Below are 18,670 nucleotides of genomic sequence, written 5' to 3' on the forward strand. Positions count from 1 at the left end.
GCGATCGCGCTTGAGAGTTAGGAAGTTGTTCTAACCGTGCCTAATTTTCCTTCCGCGCTGCTGGGGGAGCGGGAGGGGGAGCGGAACTTTCCGCTGTTCTCCTAGGTGCCCGTGGGGCGGTTGGCGCAGGAGTATAGGTTCGTCTTCTCCTTGGCTGTGCAGTGCTAGAAGTAGAATCTGATGATGCCCTTCTGCGAGTACGACGCCGAACGGGTGCCGACTCCTGAGAACTTGTGCTTGCTTGGCGACGAGAACTGGAGTAGCTACGTCTGCTATTGTTTGAAGTCTCTTGGCTTTGAGAACTGGTATTTGTTTGGCGACGAGAACGACGGTAGCGAGGTCTAGATTCTTCTTGAGACTGAACTTCTTGGCTGCGACGACGTCTCCGGCGCGGGCTAGCCTCGCTGGAGCTTTGGACGCTGCTAGTCCGGTAGCGTCTACGCCGGGGAGTTTCTTCGCTGGAGCTGTTATCGCTCGCTCTCGTCCGACGAGAGCGACTACGCCGGGGTGTGTCATCGTCCTCGCTTTTTTTGGAGATGATGCTTCCAGAGAAGGTGCTTTTCGGCTTAATGGGCTTGATCGTGAGCTGGGCTTTACGTCCTTCTAGCTCGGTGGGTCGGTCTGGGAACTTCTCGACCGGGATATCTTTTACCACTTCCACCATGAATTTATTCCAGGTGTAGGCGGCTGTACTACTAGCGCCCCAAGTCGGTTTGTTGTCATCGTTGCCCAGCCAAACACCTGCAACCATTTGGGGGATGTAGCCAATAAACCACAGGTCGCGTGCCTCATCCGAGGTGCCCGTCTTCCCAGCAACAGGTCGATCGTTTAGAGAGGCGGCACGACCCGTCCCCTCATTGACGACGCCTCGCAGCAACCAAGTCATAATTGCAGAGGTGTCTTCTTGTAAGACACGGTCGGGCTTAAACTTGGCTTCATAGATAACGTTCCCACGCCGATCCAGAACGCGACGAATGCCGTAATTTTTTGTATGCATCCCCTTGGTGGCAAAGGTACCATACGCACTGGTGAGTTCCAGTAGGTTGACTTCAGAGGCACCTAGGGCAGTGGAATAGGTCGGCTTCAGTTCTGATTCAATGCCCATTTTCTGGGCAACATCGATCACCGTATCCCATCCCACATCGACCAAAACTTTGACAGCAACGGTATTGATTGAGCTAATCAGAGCATCTCGCATAGAGATCCAGCCCCGGTACTCTTCGCTGTAGTTCTTGGGGGTATAGCCGTCTACTTTGTACGGAGCGTCCAGGTAGCCGCGATAGGGAGTAAAACCGGCAGCCATTGCCGTAGCATATACAAATGCTTTAAATGTCGAACCGGGCTGGCGCTGTGCCTGAGTAACGCGATTAAACTGTTGCTTATAAAAATCTTTTCCCCCGACCATTGCCCGGATCTCGCCGGTACGCGGATCGATTGCCACGAGGGCAGCTTGCTCGAAGTTTTGACCTCGACCACTGTCTTCCACGGTTTCGATGACGGCTTTTTCCGCCGCTTCCTGCCACTCTGGCTTCAGGGTGGTTTCTACCGTCAATCCCCCAGCCTTAATCGCTTCTGGTGAAACGTGCTTGGGCAGTTCTTGTTGGATGTATTCGGTGAAGTAGGGGGCGAACCTTTCGAGTCGCTTAGGACGGCTGGGTTTTGTGACTAGGGTGTCAGCGATCGCTTTCTCGGCTTCGGCTGCGGTAATGAATCCCGCTTGCTGCATCTGTTGTAATACCAGATTGCGGCGCTCTTTAATCGTTTGTGGATTCTTAATTGGCGAATATTGATTGGGTGCTGGTGGGATGGCGGCAAGTGTCGCCATTTCCGACAGGGTTAGTTCGTACACCGGCTTAGAAAAGTAAACCCAAGCCGCATCTGCCACGCCATAAGCACCTTCTCCTAAATAAACCAAATTTAAGTAGCGTTCTAGAATTTGATCTTTGGTGTTTTCGTTTTCGATTTTTTGAGCGGTTCGGACTTCCTTAAGCTTGCGCCAGATGCTACGCTCCTGATCGAGAAAGACCATCCTCGCCAGTTGTTGGGTGATGGTGCTACCGCCTTCTACAACATCTCTTGCTATCAGGTTAGAAAAGGCTGCTCTTAAAACTCCCTGGTAATCGACTCCCTGGTGTTTGTAAAAGCGTCTGTCTTCTATGGCAATGAAGGCTTGAATCAGCTGCTTGGGAATTTTGTCAATTTTGAGGGCTTCGCGAGTCGCGGGGCCGGTTTGTTGGAGTATCTTGTTGTTTGAGGCTTTGATGGTCAAAGTCTCTGGTCGCATCAAGGTTAAGGCATCGCTGGTATCGGGTAAGCTACTCTCCAGCGACCACGCAGCCAACCCCAGCGCGATCGCTCCTCCTCCTAAACCCAAGCCAAGCCAAAACCGACGCTGATGATGCAGTGGGTTCTCGCCGATGAATGGCTTCTTGACAATTTCAGGAAGCTCCTGAGTAGAGAAGCGCTTCAGCCGCAAGAGATTGTCTTTCAATTGCCGAGGGTGGGGTGATGCGTCTGTTTCTCCGTTGTCTGGTTCCTTGTTATCAATCGGAGTATCGACTGGTTCTTCTTTGTTACTTACAGGAGTCTCGACTGGTTCATTTGACACCCCCGCATTGAACTTGCCTGATAAATCCTTCAGTCTTGAGATGAACTTGGTCACATCAACTCCTCAATCACCAAAAACTTCTGGCGCAAAATTCCCTGCTTATTGTTGCCTATTTTATGGCTTGAATCCGGGATCTGTGCCTAGGCAATTGTGAACTTATTCGCTTTTTGTCAAGTTACTGTTTTTTATTCCATCACAAAATATATTTCAGCGCACCCAGCACCACGCTTTTTTATAAGCATTGTTTGTTTATATCGGAAGCAACTTGAAGGGATGGGGCAAATCTCTGGGCATTTCCAAGCAAACTCCTGATTATTCTCTTTTTTCTGTCTGGATAAGCCTATTTAAGCAGCGGAGGTCATTTATGAGAAAAATCTAGCTTTGAGAGGAGCCGGTTTCTTCTGAAGTTGGTGGTCGCCCTCATAAAATGTTCGTAGCGAACATTTTATCGGTAAATGGCTTTCTGGAAACTCATCGGGAAAACAGCAACTTCGGCTTGTACAGCAAAATATCTTTCCTAATATAGATGTATCCGTTGGGGTTAGTATAAGTGATCGCCCTTCTGATGCCAATCCATCATGGGTAATTTGCTTAACGTTTGTGCGTAATCTTTCGAGGTTAGGCAAGTCATAGATATCTTACCTATTTTGGTTATAAGGTAATCCTATTTGATTGGTCAGATATTTTTTTGACAAACCGCAAAGACGCAAAGGAGGCAAAGGAAGAGAAAGAGAAAGAGAAAGAGCTTATAAATCTTTTACGATTGATATAAGTTCATTTGTTATAGTTAAATCTTATCTATAAAGATTTTTGCAAATCAATTGGCAGTAGCATGGATTTTGTAACGACCTTGGGATTTATGGCGGCAACTTTGACCACTATTGCTTTTTTGCCTCAACTGTTTAAAGTATGGCAAACAAAATCAGCCAAAGATGTTTCTCTGGAAATGTTGATTATTTTCTGTGCGGGAGTGTTTTTGTGGTTAGTGTACGGTTTTTACATTCAATCTTTTCCGGTTATTGCTGCCAACTTGCTAACCCTAATTTTTAATCTGATAATTTTATCGCTTAAAATTAAATATGAATAAGATAATCTTTTAAGGTTTTACTTGCCTGTGATGTCTGGAGTTTTTGCCGCAGAACGTCTTTTATTTACACCCGCGACGCCTGACACCGACGCTATCCGGACTATATTTGCTTTCCCGAATGAGTACAGCGTTGGCATCACTAGCCTAGGCTATCAGGTGGTGTGGGCGTCTTTGGCAATGCGCTCCGATCTTGAAGTCAGCCGCCTATTTACAGATACTCATGAGCCGCTGCTGCGATCGCCCGAATTAGTCGGATTTTCTCTTTCTTGGGAATTAGATTATGTCAATATCCTCAATTTGTTGGAACTGCTAGAGATTCCGAATCGAGCATCTGCGCGTGATGACAATCATCCCCTCGTATTTGGGGGAGGACCCGTATTAACCGCCAATCCAGAACCTTTTGCTGACTTTTTTGATGTCATTTTGCTGGGAGATGGCGAAAATCTGCTCAGCAATTTTATTGATGCGTATAAAGAAGTTAGAACCGCTACCCGACAAGCTCAACTGAGGCGTTTGGCGCAAGTACCGGGAATTTATATCCCTAGTTTGTATCAAGTTGAATATCACGCGCCCGATGGCTCGATCCAGTCCATTTTGCCCGTAGATGCGGAGATTCCCGCCGTAATTGAAAAGCAAACTTATCGGGGAAATACGCTTTCTGCTTCAACTGTGGTGACAGAGAAGGCGGCGTGGGAAAATATTTATATGGTGGAAGTGGTACGGAGTTGTCCGGAAATGTGCCGCTTCTGTTTGGCGAGTTATCTAACATTGCCGTTTCGCACAGCAAGTTTGGAAAGTTCGCTAATTCCAGCCATCGATCGGGGATTGGCGGTGACGAATCGGCTGGGATTATTAGGAGCATCGGTTACGCAACACCCAGAGTTTGAAACTCTTCTAGATTACTTGAGTCAGCCAAAATACGACGATGTCCGCCTCAGCATTGCTTCGGTGCGGACGAATACGGTGACAGTACAGCTAGCTCAAACTTTAGCAAAACGAGACACGCGATCGCTCACCATTGCCGTAGAAAGTGGTTCGGAACGGTTGCGGCAGATTATCAATAAAAAGCTGACGAATGAGGAAATCATCCAAGCTGCAATCAATGCCAAAGCAGGTGGATTAAGCAACCTCAAACTCTATGGAATGGTGGGAGTTCCAGGGGAGGAACCCGAAGATTTAGAAGCAACGGTGGCGATGATGCGATCGCTAAAAAAAGCCGCGCCTGGGTTACGCTTGACCTTCGGATGCAGCACTTTTGTTCCCAAGGCTCATACGCCGTTTCAGTGGTTTGGAGTCAATCGGGATGCCGAAAAGCGGCTCAAAGGCTTAGAGAAGCAATTGCGCCGCGAAGGGATTGAGTTTCGACCGGAAAGCTATAATTGGTCAGCAATCCAAGCTTTAATATCGAGAGGCGATCGCCGACTTTCCCATCTTCTAGAACTGACGCGACACTACGGCGACTCTCTAGGCAGCTACCGCCGTGCTTTCAAAGAACTGCGAGGACAACTGCCGGCTCTCGATTCCTATATTCACGCCAGTTGGTCGTTAGAGCAAGTTTTGCCTTGGAACCACTTACAAGGGCCATTACCAGTCGCCACCCTCCAGAAGCATCTAGCCGACGCTACGGCTCATTTTCGGGAGGCTTCAGCCTGCTTAACTTAGCCGATGGGGCGATTACGACCGTAAGCACACGGATAAGTCGATTCTGCCATTTTTAGGAAAACAGCGATCGCACAGATGTAGTTGATAGAAACTCCAGTAAAACTCTAAGAAGAGTTTGATTCTTCCAAGGTAGGCGGACAGATGGCATTGGTAAAATCTGAATTTAATCGTAAATTTGCTTCAAAACTGGCTCTAGTGGGTGCAGGGGCGCTTTTATGCTTGATTCCCTCCATAGAAGCGATCGCTAAAACTGTGACCTCCACGGGTGCTGCGGCAGTTCAACCAACTGTTCTGGCGGCTCAACCCAAAGGTCGCACCCAGCGCGTTCGATTTGCCAAAGGGAAAAGCTCCGCTGTTGTTGAATACTCAGTCGTGCGAGGCACTAGAGATATTTACGTGCTAGGTGCTAAAGCTCGCCAGAAAATGACGATCGCCATTACCTCTCTTGAAGAGAACGCTGTTTTTGATATCGTAGATCCCAATGGGCGGATGATCGATCAAGAGGCAACTAGCTGGACCGGCACATTGCCTAAAACCGGGGACTATAAGATCGTGGTTGGCGGGACTAGAGGCAACGCCAGTTACAGAATGAAAGTCGGAATTAAATAATCGTTCAATTTGTCAGAAATTCCTCCGCCGGAAGCTGTACTGGCGGGGGAATTTTTCTTATAAATTGAATAGATTCCCCAACCAGTGGCAAGCAAATGTTAAAACTAGCTTTGGCAGGTGTAGGAGCATTTTTATTCCTGACCTCTCCGGTGTACGCTGGAGAACGAAGTACCGAAAGCGATCGCTTTGAGTTTTCTCGGCAAAACACAGCAGAAATTCTCCAGGTTCAACACTTATCAACTTCCGACTCAATTGAACTCGCTCAACTTCTGAATACCCGCTGTCCACCGAATACCTCTTTATACCGTGCTGCTGAAACTAGAAACTATTTCGCCCATATCTGTGCGGCTAAAGGAGGTACTTTAGTCTATATTGGAGGTGCCAAAAAGGGAGCGGGAAATTCCGTTAATGTGACGATTCCTAGCAACAGTAGCGGTCAGTTCGTTGCTGTTCAAGGTAATACCCGTTACATCCTTACCCAAAGCCAGCTACGCATTATTCAAGACAATAAAATCATCGTTAACGAAAGAGTGTTGCGATGGACTCAATAACGATGATTAGAGGAATAAATTAAATGCAAACAACATCCGAGTATTTTTGTGCCTATTGCGGCGAACCAAATGTTACGTTTGTTGACTTGAGTGCCGGGGGTCAGCAGTCTTATATTGAAGATTGCCAAGTCTGCTGTCGCCCGAATAATCTCTACATTCGGCTTGATGAAGAAACCCTTGATATTGAAATTGATAGTGACTACGAAGGCTAAAAATAAATTTTGATTAATTCCTGCCTAGTTTGCTCGCGAAAGATTTCTGAAATTTCTGGGAATTCCTTGCGCCCTTCTGAAGATACAACTACTGGTAATCAGATAGTTACTCAAAAAGCAACCTTGATATTACGGTTTCATCTTCTAATAAAGGTCAAGTTAGGGCATTCATGAAATCTGAATTCAATCGCAAACAGGCTTTTAAATTAGCTTTAGTAGGCGCAGGAGCATTATTATTCTTAGCACCAGCGGTACAAGCAGCAGAACTAGCAGCAGGTACTTCCAAGATAAGCGATCGCCCAATCCAACTAGCTGCTTTTAACGATTGACATCAACGACTTAATTTTGAATACATCCCCACCTTTCCACACCCAAATACCATCATTTGGGTGTTTTTTGAGGATTACTTAAGAAGCATAAACTTCTGAAGATTCTTCTTAGCCCCCCTTAAAAAGGAATTAGCCCTAGGAAGTTGAAGGAATCTCCACAGATAACGCTTCCTTACCCTGCCTTACGAGTGAGTTTCCCGCGTTTGTCCCTCAATAACAGCACTCCAGTCGTCATTATTAACTGCCGCTTCTAGCTTTTGCTGCCGCTTGGCATCACTTTCCTCGGCATCTGCCAAATCCTTGGTGAGCGTGCTATCTGCCATCGCTTTGCGGAGTTTGAGCTTTTTCTCCTCATAGGCGTTGCGCTCTTCAGGCGACATCGCTGCTTTTGCAACTTCGCCTACGGTACTAGCCCACATCCCGCTGACATCAGCGTTACCAGGCGGAATGCTGCCGAGTTCGGAAATCCACGCCTCTCGCAAATTTTCCATATCCGTGCGTTTTGGGAACTTGAACGCCTGCACCCGCACAAAAGCGCAAGTTTCTCTCCCATTTTGAGCGACATGACCATTCAGGGAAAGCAGTACATTCCGAGAGTAACCGATGTATTGCGTCTGGCGTTGGGTATTTAACACAGCGTACACCCCAGCAATTTTCGCATTCTGGGCGCGATCGCACCAGGCTTGAAGCGGCAGCACTTCAGTACCATCGTTTTCGAGATCAGCAGGAGTCGCTATCTCAGGGGCAGCGTGTTCGTCGTCAGAGCTATACAAAAAGTCGTGCAGCCCCCGGTGGCCTTCGGGTACATTTTGGTGTTCAACGGGCACATTCTGGTTTGTCTCCACCTGAATTTAGTCTCCATTCAATGAATTTGCCGCTAGGAGTCAGTCAATCCTGGGATTTATCCACTCCCTGTAACTTGTTTATAGTTTAGGGCGTGGACAGTGGTCATTTCAGTCCCGCTTAGTATCACTTAGTTCAACGGGTGGTTTTGCATATAGCTCAACAGCCAATTCGCCGCTGTCGCCCGACGAGTCTGCCTGGGGCCAAATTCACCCAATTTGTAGCCCTTAAAACCGAGTTGTTCTTTGAGTAGCTGCTTGTTTTCTGGCGGAATCGAGCGAGTCAGCTTTACGGTTGGGGGGCGGTTTTCAATAAAATCAGGCGGTTGCGGATATTCATCTCGCCATTCTGGGAGAAGTTCGCTCGCGTCCCATTGATTCGCCGCTGCGTCGTAGCGATAACCCAAGCATTGCCACACCAATTGGTTCACAGTGGCATCATCAATTTCATCGTTGAGGATAGCCCAAATGGTTTCGGTATTCAGCGGCGGTAAGTTAGACATGAGCATAAACCATTGACAACAAAAACTGTATCAATAAAATACAGCTTTTTTTCTGAGCAAATATCGCTGGGGGATTGTATTCGCTCTTTTTACAAAAATAGTACGCGATCGCTGCTGTTAACTTGCCAAAAGCTGATTCCTTCTGTTAGGAGTTGATTCCTCCTGGGTGTGCCACATTGGAATCTCAATACAAAATTCCGTTCCTTGTCCAGGTACCGATACGCAATTCAGCGAACCCTTGTGCTTCTCCACCACAATTTGATAGCTGATGGATAACCCTAATCCCGTGCCTTTACCGACAGGCTTGGTGGTAAAAAATGGCTCAAATAATCGGGCTTTAACATCTTCATTCATTCCCTGTCCGTTATCGGCAATCCGCACAACAATCGTATTGGAAGGCGTCAGTTCTGTGCGAATCGAAATTTGACAGGGTTTATGGAGTAATTCATCCGAACTGCGAACCCCTGAAATAGAGGCTTCATTTGGGGGTTCACTACTATAACGCTCCAGCTCATCAATCGCATTGCCAAGCAGGTTCATAAATACCTGGTTCATTTGCCCTGGGTAACATTCCACCAAAGGTAAATCAGCATACTCTTTAATCACTTCAATTTCTGTATGGTTGCCATGTGCTTTCAGCCGGTTTTGCAAAATTAGTAGCGTGTTGTCAATCCCTTCGTGAAGGTTCACCTGCTGCATAACCTGTTCATCATTGCGAGAAAAATTCCGCAACGACAGCACAATCTGATGAATGCGCTTTGCCCCTATTTCCATTGAAGACATTACTTTAGGCAGGTCTTCTCTGAGGAAATCTATGTCAATTTCTGCGATTTTTTCTTGCATCAAGCAGCTAGGATTGGGGCACTCTTGCTCATAAAGTGTTACTAAATCAAGCAAATTCTGCACGTAGTCAACTGCATAGTTTAGGTTCCCGTAGATAAAGCTGACAGGGTTATTGATTTCGTGGGCCACCCCTGCTACTAAACATCCCAAATTGGACATTTTTTCTTTTTCAACAAGTTGGGATTGGACTTGTTGCAGGTTGTGCAAGGCTTGCTCTAAATGCTGTGATTGAGCAACAGCTTGGACAGTGGTAGCACAACTTTGCTCGTAGAGTTCCGCTTGATAAACGTCAAGGGCAAGTTGTTCAATATCACTTTCTTGTTGGTACTGGCTCACCACTGCGTCTAGAGCTTCAAGCAGGTTGGTGGAAGACTCTGCAAGAATGTAGCGCAGATGGGGATTGTCTGAGGTCAGTTCTCCAGGGGCTGCTTGAGCGATCGCTCTCGCTTGGGCGATATATTGGCGTATGTGCTGGTCTAAATTTAGCGGTGGCTCAAAATACATTGACCAAACAACGGGTGATGGTTGACCCGGTAGTTTCATCTCCGCATTACCCTCAATCAAACCACTGTGAGACCTTTCCATCAAATCCAGGTCAGTCAGCAAAGTAGAGCGCAATTGCTCTTGCTCAGTAATATCTTTTGTACAGACCAGTCTTAAGGCGAACAGTGCCGTGCGTTGAGATAACATCCGCTGACGACCACTGACATTGACCACCGCCGCGTTAATTTCCCGCACTGTGTTAATTTCATTTAAATGTAAATAATTAGCCAAGACAAGTACCGGCAATACTTCAAAAAACCATAAAGATTGCGGAACTATACCATTAGTTGTCTTTTTTGTCATGGTACTTGTTGGAATCTTTTTGAACAGAGAAGCAAAAAACCGCAAATTTACTGTATCTTCATGTAAATCTATGAGCAAGTTCCAGTTTACTTGTAATTAAAGATGCAGCTTTGACTTCCTCCGAATGGTTACTTGGCTAGTACTAAAAAAACTATGAACGAAAGTGGTACCAAATTTAGTGCATTTTTATACGGATTGCCAAAATCAGTGTCACTAAAAGGCGGTAGCTTCTGTGAATGAGTGGGGGTAATTAAATATTTTGCACTCAGCAGGCAAGGCATTGTAATCATTGGCGCGAACCAGGTTGCTGTCGATGAAATATCACCGGGTTGTTAATTTCGTGGGTGATATCGATAACTAGATAGCTGAGACTGGAAATTTTTTCTGTTTAAATCGGTTGCATTTGGGTTGGTTGTAAAAGTTTTACTGGCTACAAACAATTTCCCCGATATAAGCCAGGTGCATATTTGCCTTTTTTATAGCAAGGCAGCGCTCTCTTCGCGGGAGTTAGCCACCGTATATACACATTTTTGATTAAGTGGCAAAACGTTGATCGATCTCCCTTGAATTTTCTGATAAATTGGGGGACTTTGACTTGATTTCCCTCCTTTTTTCTAGCGCAGTGGCGCTCTCTTCGCACGGCTAGGAGCGCTCAAACCGGGACTGACAGGTTTAAGAATAAGAAGATGTGTGTATCCACACTAGCCCAAAAAATAGAGAACCCCAAGAGAGCTATCTCTTGAGGTTCCGGGAAATTATGGGAATTTAGCGGACATGATATGACTCAGCAGCGGGTGATGCGGGAAGTTTTTAGCGATTACTGATTACTAATTCGCTTTCCCCAACTCGGATTTGTGAATCATTCCTCAGCCTTAGCACCTAGGCGCAGGAAGACCTTACTGCGGCGAACCCCGTCATCGCTGCCATAGCTGCTAAAGGCAAGCGAATTTAGCTCGTTAAATAACGGTTTCGCTACCAGTTCCACCACTTTGACAATGGGCAGCTGACGCTCTAAGAACGCCTGACTAGATGCCCAGTCTAGATACAAATAGCCGTTATTTGGCTGGGGTAAAGAGGTGATGTTTGCCTGGAAGCGATCGCTTTTGACGAGAGAATTATCAGGAGCCTTAATCGCTTGATTCATTGCTTCGATCGAAGTGGTGAAAATCTCGTACTTGCCGACACTGGCATGAACTCCTTTCACCTGTGCTTCTAACTTGACGGGATCTTGGTCGTCACCCTGATTCTTCTCGGCGGTGGTTGTGAGTTTTGTCCAGGCAGAGATCGGTTGATTCTCCAAGGTAAATGAGCTAACGCTCAACCCTTGCTGTTTGGCAGAAGCGTCTAGACGATCGATTGCCGCTTCTGCTTTTGTCGTTTCTGATTTCTCGGCGACAAAAATCCAATCTGAATCTTTGCGGTCGGGACGAGGTAGCATTCCCAAAGCGTACTCGCCTTGCACCCAACTAAAGATATCTTGCTTTAGATCAATGCCCCAACGAGCTTGGAGATTCGCGATGGGTTGATTGATGAGTTGAGCAAGGCTATCATCGCTATCTAATCCAGAAGTGAGTTGAGTCCACAGTTGCTCTAAGTTACTACCAGAAGCTGCGATCGCTATTTTCTCTGGTAGATACTGCAACGCTCCGACTGGTTGAGATAGGGTAGGAGTTGCCGGGGGGATTTCCTGTCCGGTAGCCGCCAATAAAGCGGTTTCTGCCAGCAATCCTTGAGTTTTTGGCGAGATGGCGATCGCTAAACTCTCATAGGTTGGGTCAATTTCCATCTGTGAATTGTTCCCCAGAAACATCGCCAACGCGGGTAGATTCACATAAGTCAGACCAATTTTCGGCTGAGAGATGGTGTCGATTGCCCGCTGATAAGAAGTTGAATCGCTGAGGCTAAGATTGGGCGCTTGCACATTATTGATGGCTTCTTTCAGCACCCTAGGGTTATTGGCAAACAACACAAAGCGATCGCCAACAACTGCGGTAGCAACCGAGTTTTGAGCTGAGGCGCGGTTTATTGCGTCTTTTTGCAATGCCGATCTATCACGGTTGTAAAAGCCTTTATTGACCGCGTCTTGAGGTTTGACGAGTGAATCCTGATTCTTATAAATCAGCTTGACACCTTTATAAGTTTCAAAGACTAAATCTGTCTCGACATTTGCTTGCTTCTGCCAGAACAAATCCACAAACTCGCGGCTGCGTTGCGGGTTTTTGGTGGTGACAGCCAGTAGCAGCCCGCGCTGCTCTCCATTGTCACGGGTGCGATCGAAATCTAAGCTGGTGAGAGCCAGCGTGATTTCATCCCCCAGCCAGGGTTGGATATCTCGGCGATAGTCCAGATCGGTGTTCGCGAGTAAGCTTTGTTTAAATTGGTTGAGTTCTGCACGCGATCGCTTGCGGTTCGCGGGAAGCGCTACAGCCTGCCGCAACCCTTCCAGCCGATCTGGATTCACAAGCAATGACACCATTACGGGTGCCTGTTTTGGCACAAATATGGTGGCAGTTGGGTTCGTCACCTCCCCACCCCCTAAAAGGGCGAGGGGGCTGTTTGCCCTTAGCCAGTAAAAGCCACCGGCACCAATTAACAGCAGCACTAAAACGCCAGCTGCTAGAACGTAGAAAAACGAGCGTCGCTTCATGGTGAAATGTAGACCTTGGGTGAGCGCGATTCAGCTAAGAACACTAATCCCGATGCCAGAACCTATTATTTCAGCTCATCGGACTGCCAACTATTAAAATCTTAGTTAATCTCAAGCGTTGCACAACCTCATGTCTGCTCAATCTTTTAGCCAAGATATTCCCCAGATTAGCGTAGAAGAACTTGCCAGCCGTCTTGCCGATTCCCCTGAGAGTCTGCAATTGGTGGATGTGCGAGAACCACGGGAAATCGCGATCGCAAGCATTGAAGGTTTTGAAAACCTCCCCTTGTCGGAATTTGCCGACTGGGCTGACCAAATCCATACCCGGTTCGATCCGCACACCGAGACGCTGGTTCTCTGTCATCATGGCATTCGTTCGGCGCAGATGTGTCAGTGGCTACAAATGCAAGGCTTCACCAATGTCAAAAATATTGCTGGTGGCATCGATGCCTACTCAATCCGCGTCGATCCGACAATTTCCCAATACTAATGGGTTTCCCCGCACAGAACTATCTTGAAGCTGGAAACTCTCCCCCAACCCCTCTCCTGCAAGAAGAGGGAAGAAATTCTCCTTCTTCCCTACCAAGGAAAAAGGCTGGGGTTATATTTTTTAACTAAATACGGTTTGTCGATATTGTTTTAATTTTTACTAGCGAAATAAGCATTTAGAGGGTTTTGGCTGACAAACTTCGATGCAGTCGAGTAGACTACAGACAATCCTGATAGAGACTGTGGACTTTAGAGTTACGGGTAGCGATCATGTCTTAACTCTGCGATCGCTCGTCATGGTATGTCTAAGGTTGAAGTTCGGCGGCTGTTATGTTTCTACTGGCTGGGTGTGGCGAACCGGCAGGCAGAAGGCAGCATCTGCTATTCTGTTTTAACCTATATTGAATCGGCTGCTTGCTTGACAAGAGCGCCGGACTTCCTGAGAAATACATCATCAGAAGTCCAGGAATTTCCAATTGTGTTTAAAACCCTATCCAATTCGGCTTTGGTTTAAATGGCTAGGCAAGTAAGTTTGACTGACCGTCAACAACGTATTCTCTGGGCAACTGTCCGTCACTATATTGCGACGGCTGAGCCAGTCGGCTCGAAAGCTTTGGTAGACGAGTATAATCTCAGCGTCAGTCCAGCGACGATTCGCAATGCAATGGGCGTCTTAGAGAAAGCGGGGTTGCTCTATCAACCCCATACCTCGGCTGGGCGGGTTCCCTCGGACTCTGGCTATCGAATTTATGTCGATCAATTAATTAAGCCTTCTGAAGCCCTGGGGCGTCAGGTGGAGCAGTTATTCACAAACCGTTTGAGCTTAGAACATCAGAGCTTCGAGACCGTGTTGCGGGGTGCAGCACAAATTCTGGCAACGCTCAGCGGTTATATTACCCTGATCACGATGCCGCAGACTCGGACTAATCGTTTGCGGCATTTGCAACTGGTACAGCTCGATCCGGGGAGGATGATGCTGATTGTGGTGACAGATTCTTATGAGACCACTAGCGTCTTAATGGAGCTACCGCTCTCAGAATCGGAGGATGAGCAACCGGATGCAGAAATTGTAGATCGAGAGTTGCAGATTTTATCGAATTTTTTGAATAGCCATTTGCGGGGGCGATCGCTCAGTGAATTGGCAACTTTAGACTGGAGCGAACTAGACCGAGAATTTCAACGATATGTCGATTCTTTGCGAAATCTGCTTTCCGACTTGATCCGTCGCACTTCTCAACCTGTTACAACTCCAATTATGGTTCGCGGCGTCGCTGAAGTACTGCGTCAGCCAGAATTTTCTGAGTTACAGCAAGTGCAGACGCTTATACACCTATTGGAAGAGGAACAAGACCAGCTGTGGCCTTTAATCTTTGAGTGGCCCAGACCAGATGTCACGGCCATTTCAGATACCACCTCTGGTTCGCGGGTGACGGTGCGGATTGGTTCAGAAAATCCTTTAGAACCGATGCGGATCTGTACGCTGATTTCTGCAACTTACCAGCAGGGTTCAGTACCCGTGGGAAGTGTGGGTGTTTTGGGACCAACGCGGATGGTATACGAAAATGCGATCGCACTCGTTGAAGCCGCCGCCGATTATCTCTCTGATGCTCTTACGCAACCCGCTTAATTTAGAAAGTGGCTAATAGCTAATCGCGATTAGCTATTGGGTAGCCGTTCACTACGAACCACGAACGATGAACATTGCTAATTGCCATTAGCTCTACTTTTTGCATTTCATTCTTCATTGATATGATTAGAAAAATTGGCTTGTGGGCGGTTTGGGGGGCATTTCTTACCTATGCCTTTCTGTTAGCGCCTCCGGAACAACCAGGCACTTTTGAACTGATAAAAAATCTCTCCACAGGACAGTGGACAGGGATTAACCCCCTAGTCGTCGCGCTATTCAATCTCCTGGGCATCGTACCCATGATTTACGCTTGCCTGATGTTCATTGACGGCAAACAGCAAAAGGTAGCAGCTTGGCCTTTTTCGGCGTTCTCTTTTGGAGTCGGAGCGTTTGCTTTGTTGCCTTATTTAGCGTTGCGAGAACCTAATCAGGAATTTCACGGACAAAAGAATTTGTTTCTGAAAATACTCGATTCCCGGTGGCTTGGTTTTTTGCTGACATTGGGCGCTGGGAGTTTGGTTGTTTATGGCTTGTTGGGCGGTAATTGGGCAGATTATGTTCAGCAGTTTCAGACAAATCGCTTCGTTCATGTCATGAGCTTAGATTTCTGCCTGCTGTGGTTAATATTTCCTGCACTTCTGGGAGATGACATGGCGCGTCGGGGAATCAACAATTCTGCACTTTTTTGGATAGTGGTGCTGATTCCTTTGTTTGGTTCTTTGGCTTATCTTTGCCTGCGCCCTCCCTTACCCGAAACCAGTGCCGAAGCCTTCCCTACGGAACGCCAACCCGCACAATCTAGAAATTAAAATTTGACAGAAATATGTTTAGAAAAACAGCACTTTGGTTATTATGGGCTGGATTTATTTCCTATGTTTTGCTGCTGGCACCACCAATTACGCCAGATACGCTGCGGCTAATTAAAAATATATTGACGGGTCAGTGGACAGAGGTTAACCCAATTATCCTTTCGATATTCGCTCTAGTCGGCATCTGGATACTCATCTATAGCTGTCTTTTGTTCGTTGATGGGAGGATGCAAAGGATTCGTTTCTGGCCTTTTGCTTTGGGTTCAGTGGGAACGGGAGTGATTAGCCTGATACCTTATTTAGCATTAAGGGAACCGAATCAAGAGTTTTCTGGGCAAAAGGATACTTTCCTGAAGGTTTTTGATTCTCGCTGGACGGGTATTCTCCTCAATTTCAGCGGGCTTTTCTTGCTAGCAATTGGCTTGTTAGCGGGTGATTGGGGAGAGTTTATTCAGCAATTTCAAAGCGATCGCTTTGTCAATGGCATGAGTTTGGCTGTTTGCCTGTTCTGTCTGTTGTTCCCGACCGTTCTCGGCGATGATATGGCACGTCGAGGGTTCAATATTCCCCAAGTTTTTTGGGCAGTGTCGCTGGTTCCGCTACTGGGTTCACTTGCCTATCTATGTATTCGTCCACCTTTGCCAGAAGCTAGTCCTGGTTCAGCACCAGAACCTGTTGCTAGCACTACACGAGCCTGAACCATATCCCTATTTTAGGAGAGAGAACGAACCGCAGAAGTCGCGGAGGGAAAAAAGGAAAAGGAGAAGATGCTGTTGCTTTCTTTTGAATGCAACCTGGTGTGACTTAAGACGGAGGTAAGGATTGTCATCTTTCTCTTAAAGTTAAACAATTGATGCATAATATTATCGGTCAAGATTATGGGCAGAAAAATTGCCTTGTTCTTGATATGGATTAAATTTCTTTTCTATACCGTATGGTTAGATCCACTCGCTCAACCAGAGACGTTTTCGCTGGTTTGGAAGTTGTTAACATTCCAGTTGGCAGATGTGAATGCAATTCTTGTGGCTATCTTCTGGCTCATGGGCGTTTGGCCTATGATTTATGCTTGTCTAATGTTTGCTGATGGCACAACGCAACCGTTTCGCTCATGGCCTTATTTCATTGGGGCAAATGGAACGGGTGTGATTTGCTTTATCCCCTATTTAATTTTCCGAAAATCAAATCAAGAATTTTCTGGACCGAAGGATAAATTACTAAAAATTCTAGATTCCCGTTGGACAGGAATTTTCCTACTGTTAACAACGATTGGCTTACTTGCCTACGCCATATTTGCAGGAAATTGGGGAGATTACACTCAAGAGTTTCAAACCAAGGAATTTGTTCACCTAATTAGCTTGGATTTTTGTCTGATGTGCTTGGTGTTTCCATTAACTTCACTCTTTGACGATGATATGGCACGTCGGGATATCAAGGAGGCTAGAATTTTTTGGGCGGTGGCGCTAGTGCCTTTATTTGGACCACTTGCTTATCTTTGCCTGCGTCCACCTTTGCCAGAATCAAGTGCTGACGTCAGCGTTCAAGCGTCTCATTTGACAGCTTAGCTTGCGAGTTGTGCCAGGAGAAAATGTAGAGAGGTGCTGTAGCGTCTCTGGGAGGTGGAAGGCATGATTGCCACTTTTCCGGTATTTTCTTTTATAGCAATTCTTGTTTGGATGCAGTACCGTTTAACCCCACCCCTGCCCCTCCCTGCTTGCGGGGAGGGGTTCAATACTGCCACCTCTCCGTTTGCGGAGAGGGGGTTGGGGGTGAGGTTCCGAGTATAGTGAGAACTGCTATACAGGCAAGTTAAAGGTGCGATAACCGATCGAAATGCCAACGAATCCTTACGCTTGGGTAGAGCAATCCCTTGCCACCATTCACCGCGCAGATTGGTATCGGTCGGTGCAAGCGATCGCTAGTCGTCCGGGTGCGACGGTGCGGCTGGAGGGGCGTGAAGTCATCAATTTTGCCAGTAATGATTATCTAGGACTCGCGGGGGATGAACGCCTCATCCAAGCCGCAGTAGCCGCTACTCAGGCATTTGGCACGGGTAGCACGGGTTCTCGGTTACTCAGCGGACATCGGGAACTGCATCGGGAATTGGAAAAAGCGATCGCATCTCTCAAACAGACCGAAGATGCCTTGGTTTTTAGTTCTGGATATCTGGCAAACTTAGGAGCGATCGCTGCTTTAGTCGGAAAACGCGACTTGATTGTGTCTGATGGGTACAATCATTCCAGTCTGAAAAATGGGGCAATTCTTAGCGGTGCAACGGTTATCGAATACTCTCACTGCAATGTTGAAGAGTTAAAAACCCAGTTGAATTTACACCGGGAAAAATATCGTCGATGCCTGATTCTCACAGATAGCGTCTTCAGTATGGATGGTGATTTGTGCCCCTTACCGGGACTGTTGGAGCTGGCGGAGGAATTTAGCTGTATGCTGCTCGTTGATGAAGCTCATGCCACAGGGGTACTGGGAGCAACGGGTGCTGGCTGTGTAGAACATTTTCGCTGTAGCAATGTCCCATTGATTCAAATCGGCACCCTCAGCAAAGCTTTAGGCAGTTTGGGCGGATATGTCGCAGGCGGCTCGGCTTTGATTGACTTTTTGCGGAATCGGGCACCCAGTTGGATTTATACGACGGCTCTTTCCCCCGCTGATACGGCTGCGGCATTGGAAGCCGTTCGGATCGTTCAAAAAGAACCGGAACGCCGCGCCAGTCTATGGAATAATGTCAAGTTTCTCAAACAGCAGATTGCCCAGCAATTACCCTTACAATTACTTCCTTCTGAATCTCCCATCCTCTGCTTTCCCCTGGAAAGTGCAGAAACAGCGCTAAAAATGGGGCATCAACTGAAAGTATCGGGCATTTTTGCCCCAGCAATTCGTCCTCCCACCGTGCCTACCAGTCGAATTCGACTCTCGGTGATGGCAACTCATGAAGCTGCTCAACTTCAACGATTAGTGGAGGTGTTAAGGGGGAATATTCAGTCTGGTTGATTC

18 protein-coding genes are annotated in these 18,670 nt (G+C 47.0%); 13 read left to right on the top strand and 5 right to left on the bottom strand.

Annotated elements, in window-relative coordinates:
* Nucleotides 1–40: 40 nt before the first annotated feature.
* Nucleotides 41–2,404, bottom strand: a complete 2,364-nt coding sequence (locus H6H02_RS20680) for a penicillin-binding protein 1A (RefSeq protein ID WP_242040802.1) — start codon at nt 2,402–2,404, stop codon at nt 41–43.
* Nucleotides 2,405–3,440: 1,036 nt separating this feature from the next.
* Between H6H02_RS20680 and H6H02_RS20685 the strand changes: the two genes are divergently transcribed.
* The 6 genes from H6H02_RS20685 (at nt 3,441) to H6H02_RS20710 (ending at nt 7,058) form a co-directional block, all read left to right on the top strand.
* Nucleotides 3,441–3,695: a SemiSWEET transporter gene (locus tag H6H02_RS20685; protein ID WP_190821253.1), complete on the top strand. Its 255-nt coding sequence runs from the start codon at nt 3,441–3,443 to the stop codon at nt 3,693–3,695.
* 27 nt (nt 3,696–3,722) lie between these two features.
* A complete protein-coding gene (locus H6H02_RS20690; RefSeq protein WP_190821255.1) occupies nt 3,723–5,357 on the top strand; it encodes a radical SAM protein in 1,635 nt (544 codons plus the stop codon).
* Nucleotides 5,358–5,498: 141 nt separating this feature from the next.
* Entirely contained in the window at nt 5,499–5,966 is a 468-nt protein-coding gene (locus H6H02_RS20695) for a hypothetical protein (RefSeq protein ID WP_190821257.1), read from the top strand.
* A gap of 95 nt (nt 5,967–6,061) precedes the next feature.
* Nucleotides 6,062–6,517, top strand: a complete 456-nt coding sequence (locus H6H02_RS20700) for a hypothetical protein (RefSeq protein ID WP_190821259.1) — start codon at nt 6,062–6,064, stop codon at nt 6,515–6,517.
* A gap of 23 nt (nt 6,518–6,540) precedes the next feature.
* Nucleotides 6,541–6,729: a CPXCG motif-containing cysteine-rich protein gene (locus H6H02_RS20705; protein WP_190821261.1), complete on the top strand. Its 189-nt coding sequence runs from the start codon at nt 6,541–6,543 to the stop codon at nt 6,727–6,729.
* A 170-nt stretch (nt 6,730–6,899) separates the two neighbouring features.
* Nucleotides 6,900–7,058: a hypothetical protein gene (locus H6H02_RS20710; RefSeq protein ID WP_190821262.1), complete on the top strand. Its 159-nt coding sequence runs from the start codon at nt 6,900–6,902 to the stop codon at nt 7,056–7,058.
* Between the two features lie 182 nt (nt 7,059–7,240).
* Here H6H02_RS20710 and H6H02_RS20715 read toward each other — a convergent pair whose 3' ends face one another.
* The 4 genes from H6H02_RS20715 to H6H02_RS20730 all read right to left on the bottom strand — a co-directional run bounded on the left by H6H02_RS20715 (nt 7,241) and on the right by H6H02_RS20730 (nt 12,739).
* Nucleotides 7,241–7,903, bottom strand: coding sequence for a GIY-YIG nuclease family protein (locus H6H02_RS20715; RefSeq protein WP_190821264.1), 663 nt, complete (start codon nt 7,901–7,903; stop codon nt 7,241–7,243).
* 128 nt (nt 7,904–8,031) lie between these two features.
* A complete protein-coding gene (locus H6H02_RS20720) occupies nt 8,032–8,403 on the bottom strand; it encodes a DUF1823 family protein (protein WP_190821267.1) in 372 nt (123 codons plus the stop codon).
* A 117-nt stretch (nt 8,404–8,520) separates the two neighbouring features.
* On the bottom strand, nt 8,521–10,092 hold the full coding sequence (locus H6H02_RS20725) for an ATP-binding protein (protein ID WP_190821269.1): 1,572 nt from the start codon (nt 10,090–10,092) through the stop codon (nt 8,521–8,523).
* A gap of 859 nt (nt 10,093–10,951) precedes the next feature.
* Entirely contained in the window at nt 10,952–12,739 is a 1,788-nt protein-coding gene (locus tag H6H02_RS20730) for a DUF3352 domain-containing protein (RefSeq protein WP_190821271.1), read from the bottom strand.
* 130 nt (nt 12,740–12,869) lie between these two features.
* On the opposite strand from H6H02_RS20730, the gene H6H02_RS20735 reads away from it, so the two are divergent.
* From H6H02_RS20735 to bioF, 7 genes are all read left to right on the top strand, one after another.
* A complete protein-coding gene (locus tag H6H02_RS20735; RefSeq protein ID WP_190821273.1) occupies nt 12,870–13,229 on the top strand; it encodes a rhodanese-like domain-containing protein in 360 nt (119 codons plus the stop codon).
* 202 nt (nt 13,230–13,431) lie between these two features.
* Complete coding sequence (locus H6H02_RS20740) at nt 13,432–13,623, top strand: hypothetical protein (protein WP_190821275.1); 192 nt, start codon at nt 13,432–13,434, stop codon at nt 13,621–13,623.
* A gap of 119 nt (nt 13,624–13,742) precedes the next feature.
* Entirely contained in the window at nt 13,743–14,855 is a 1,113-nt protein-coding gene (gene hrcA / locus H6H02_RS20745) for a heat-inducible transcriptional repressor HrcA (RefSeq protein WP_190821277.1), read from the top strand.
* 122 nt (nt 14,856–14,977) lie between these two features.
* The gene (locus tag H6H02_RS20750; protein ID WP_190821279.1) at nt 14,978–15,664 is read left to right on the top strand and encodes a DUF2834 domain-containing protein; all 687 of its coding nucleotides are present in this window, start codon (nt 14,978–14,980) and stop codon (nt 15,662–15,664) included.
* Between the two features lie 14 nt (nt 15,665–15,678).
* Nucleotides 15,679–16,362, top strand: a complete 684-nt coding sequence (locus H6H02_RS20755; protein ID WP_190821281.1) for a hypothetical protein — start codon at nt 15,679–15,681, stop codon at nt 16,360–16,362.
* A gap of 180 nt (nt 16,363–16,542) precedes the next feature.
* A complete protein-coding gene (locus tag H6H02_RS20760; protein WP_190821282.1) occupies nt 16,543–17,226 on the top strand; it encodes a DUF2834 domain-containing protein in 684 nt (227 codons plus the stop codon).
* Nucleotides 17,227–17,494: 268 nt separating this feature from the next.
* Nucleotides 17,495–18,667, top strand: coding sequence for an 8-amino-7-oxononanoate synthase (bioF, locus tag H6H02_RS20765; protein WP_190821284.1), 1,173 nt, complete (start codon nt 17,495–17,497; stop codon nt 18,665–18,667).
* The last annotated feature ends 3 nt before the right edge of the window (nt 18,668–18,670 follow it).

This window comes from Coleofasciculus sp. FACHB-1120 (genome assembly GCF_014698845.1).
Lineage (GTDB): Bacteria > Cyanobacteriota > Cyanobacteriia > Cyanobacteriales > FACHB-T130 > FACHB-T130.